4 protein-coding genes are annotated in these 3,232 nt (G+C 72.2%); 3 read left to right on the top strand and 1 reads right to left on the bottom strand.

Going from position 1 to position 3,232, the window contains the following annotated elements; translation table 11 throughout:
* Both B4M60_RS12475 and B4M60_RS12470 read left to right on the top strand, forming a co-directional pair.
* The coding region (locus tag B4M60_RS12475) for an alpha-ketoglutarate-dependent dioxygenase AlkB (RefSeq protein WP_291084435.1) at window positions 1-612 on the top strand (612 nt) is incomplete at its 5' end.
* Window positions 609-1,337 (top strand): APA family fibronectin-binding glycoprotein, encoded by a 729-nt coding sequence (locus B4M60_RS12470; protein ID WP_291084432.1) that lies wholly within the window; start codon window positions 609-611, stop codon window positions 1,335-1,337. The genes B4M60_RS12475 and B4M60_RS12470, both read left to right, overlap by 4 nt.
* A 7-nt stretch (window positions 1,338-1,344) precedes the next feature.
* On the opposite strand, the gene B4M60_RS12465 is transcribed toward B4M60_RS12470, so the two are convergent.
* On the bottom strand, window positions 1,345-2,082 hold the full coding sequence (locus B4M60_RS12465; RefSeq protein ID WP_291084429.1) for a PIG-L deacetylase family protein: 738 nt from the start codon (window positions 2,080-2,082) through the stop codon (window positions 1,345-1,347).
* A 104-nt stretch (window positions 2,083-2,186) separates the two neighbouring features.
* Between B4M60_RS12465 and B4M60_RS12460 the strand changes: the two genes are divergently transcribed.
* Window positions 2,187-3,232, top strand: a 1,046-nt coding sequence (locus B4M60_RS12460; protein WP_291084427.1) for an acyl-CoA dehydrogenase family protein, incomplete at its 3' end; no start/stop codon positions are given.

Raw genomic sequence — 3,232 nt, 5'->3', positions numbered from 1 at the left:
GAGCAGCAGGAGTTCCTCCTCCGGGCGTGCGTGAACTGGGCCGCGGTGCGCGCGCCGCGCTCGATCGTGCTGCCCGGCGGGGGCCGGATGTCGGTGCGGACGTTCAGCCTGGGGCGGCACTGGGTGCCGTACCGGTACGACGACGACGAGGTGGTCCCGCCGCTCCCGGACTGGCTGGTCCGGGCGGCACGGACCGGGCTCGACGCGGCGGCGGCGGTCGATCCGCGGGTCGGCGCGGGCCAGGGGCCCGCCGACCCCGCCGCCTACACCCCGGATACGGCGCTGGTGAACCTCTACGGCCGTGGATCCACGATGGGCCTGCACCAGGACCGCGACGAGGCCGTCCCGGCACCCGTCGTCTCGATCAGCCTGGGCGACGCGTGCACGTTCCGCTTCGGCACACCCGAGCACCGCGGCCGTCCCTACACGGACGTGCGCCTGGAGTCGGGAGACCTCGTGGTGTTCGGCGGCCCGTCGCGGATGGCGTTCCACGGCGTGCCCAGGGTCGTCGACGGCACCGCCCCGGCGTGGTGTCGCGAGGTGCTGGGCAGCGAGCCGGGGCGGGTCAACATCACGGTGCGTCAGACCCGTCCGCCTACGCTGGACGGATGACTTCAGGGCAGAACCAGTCCTCCGGCCGGAACCGGACTCTCCTCCTCGTGGCGCTCGTCGCCGTCCTCGCGGTGGCCGCGGCGGTCGTGACGGTGCTCGTCTCGTCGGCGACGTACCCCCCGGCCGCCCGCACGCTGACGCCCAAGACCCAGGTGGCGGCCGGTTCCGACCACGTCGATCCGTACGCCGGTCTGGTGATCCGCGTCCCCGAGGGATGGCAGGCCGAGTCGGGCGAGCTGGTCTTCGGCAGCACCGCCCTGACCCCGGTCGGGAACGGGGAGTCGGCGGCTCCGGCAGGCGACCGGTCGGAGGGGATCGTGCTGGCGGGAGTGCTCACCGAGCAGATGTTCGACCTCGGCGACCCGGACAACCGGCTGGCCGCGTTCTCGCTGGCCAACGGGATGGGGCAGTTCCTCCTCCCGGTCCCGGGGCGACCGGTCGACGAGCGGAGGGAGCAGATCTCCACCCGCGTCGGAGACGGCTGGGCCGTGTCGTTCCGGGTGCTCCCCGCGGTCCAGCAGGACCTCATCGGACCGGAGGGGGCGCTGGTGTACTCGGCGGTCGTCGGGGAGGGCGCGCGGCGCTACTGGCTCACCTACATCGGCCTCCCCGGCGACGGCGCCATGTCCTCCCCCCGCGCCGAGTGGGCGGACGAGATCGTCGAGCGACTGCGGCTGGCCGAGGGGTACTACGCACCACTCGGCCAGCCGGGCGGGCCCGCCTGACCCCAGCTCAGGGCCGCATGCGGCGGAATCCCACCACGGGATGCCCGCCTGCCAGCCCGTCTCGGGGCGCGGACACGCCCTCGACCTGCGCGCGCGCCTGCTCGGGCACGGGCGTCCGGGGGTCGAGCACCGAGAGGTACTCCTTGTGCTGGGACAGGGCGGCGACCGCCGGCTCGACAAAGCCCTCGACGTCCACGTAGTGGGTCGGCTCGGGCGCCGACTCGAACCACAGCTGCGGCCGACCCTCCGCCGAGTCCACGCCCACAGCGGCCACGAGGTCGTCGTACGCCGCGCCCACGGCGGCGCCGAACTCCATGTGGTCGCTCTGGTTGGGCGCGCCCGGCGCCCACTCGGGACCCGAATACAGGGAGATCACCACGTCCGGCCGGTGACGGCGGATGGCGTCGGCGACGGAGTCGCGCAACTCCGGGTTGTTGACGATCCTGCTGTCCGGGAACCCGAGGAACTCCACGTCCTCCACGCCCACGATCGCGGACGACCGGCGCTGCTCCTCCTCGCGAACCGGCCCGGCGATCGCCGGGGGCATCCCCTCGATGCCGGCCTCGCCGCTGGAGGCCAGGACGTAGACGATGTGCCGGCCCTCGGCGGTCCAGCGGGCCACCGCGGCGGACATCCCGTATTCGGGATCATCGGGATGGGCGACCAGGACCAGGCCGCGGGTCCAGTCGGTGGGGAACGGTTCGGGCAGCGCCGCCGTCTCTGGCGACTCCGGGGACTCGGTCATGGCACGAGTATGGCCCGGTCGGTGCCCGCGCGCCGGTCGTCGCCGCAAGTGGCCGACGTAAACTGGCGCTCGCTCTCGTCGTCGTCCTAATCCGGAGGCCCCTCGTGTCCGCACTCTTCCCCGACTACCGTCCCTCCTGGGAGACCGACGACCACCGGCTGCTCCGCGAGCACGCCCGGGCGTTCTTCGCCAAGGAGATGACCCCCAACCAGGAGAAGTGGTCCAAGCAGAAGTTCGTGGACCGCGAGACCTGGCAGCGCACCGGCGAGGCCGGCCTCATCTGCCTGGACGTGCCCGAGGAGTTCGGCGGCCAGGGCGGCGACCCGGGCATGGAGTACCTCGTCACCGAGGAGCTGGTCTACTCCGGCGACACCGCGTTCGGCATGGGCGTCGGCTCCACCATCACCCCGCACTACGTCGCGAACTACGCCACGCAGGAGCAGAAGGCCGAGTGGCTGCCCAAGATCTGCTCCGGCGAGTGGATCTCGGCGATCGCCATGACCGAGCCCGGCGCCGGCTCCGACCTGCAGGGCGTGCGCACCACCGCCAAGCGGGACGGTGACGACTACGTGATCAACGGCTCCAAGACCTTCATCTCCAACGGCGGCTCCGCCGACTTCGTGGTGGTGGTGGCCAAGACCGACCTCGACGCCGGCCACAAGGGCATGGCGCTGTTCGCCGTGGAGGCCTCGACCCCCGGCTTCGAGCGCGGCCGCGTGCTGGAGAAGATGGGCCGCCACGGCGCCGACACCGCCGAGCTGTTCTTCAACGACATGCGCGTGCCCGCCGCCAACCTCCTCGGAGGCGAGGAGGGGCAGGGCTTCTACCAGCTCATGAACCAGCTGCCGCGCGAGCGCCTGGCGATCGCCGTGGACGCGCTGGCCATGGCCGAGGCGGCCGTGGTGGAGACGCTCGAGTACGTCCGCGAACGACAGGCGTTCGGCAAGCCGATCCTGGACTTCCAGAACACGCGCTTCGAGCTGGCGCACTGCAAGACGCAGGTCATGGCCACCCGCACCTTCGTCGACCACTGCATCACCCGCGAGATCGCCGGCGAGCTGGACGCGGTGACCGCGTCCATGGCCAAGCTCCAGGCCACGGACATGCTCGACGACGTGGTGGACCGCTGCCTGCAGCTGTTCGGCGGCTA

Origin of the sequence: Dietzia sp. UBA5065 (assembly GCA_002415925.1) — a bacterium.
Taxonomy (GTDB): domain Bacteria; phylum Actinomycetota; class Actinomycetes; order Mycobacteriales; family Mycobacteriaceae; genus Dietzia.
The sequence above is the reverse complement of the archived record's forward strand: the minus strand, read 5'-3'. Positions and strand labels throughout refer to the sequence as shown.

Bases quoted from the DNA above. Each gene is read 5' to 3' on its own strand.
- B4M60_RS12470 (WP_291084432.1), top strand. From the start codon at position 609: ATGACTTCAGGGCAGAACCAGTCCTCCGGCCGGAACCGGACTCTCCTC.
- B4M60_RS12465 (WP_291084429.1), bottom strand. From the start codon at position 2,082: ATGACCGAGTCCCCGGAGTCGCCAGAGACGGCGGCGCTGCCCGAACCG.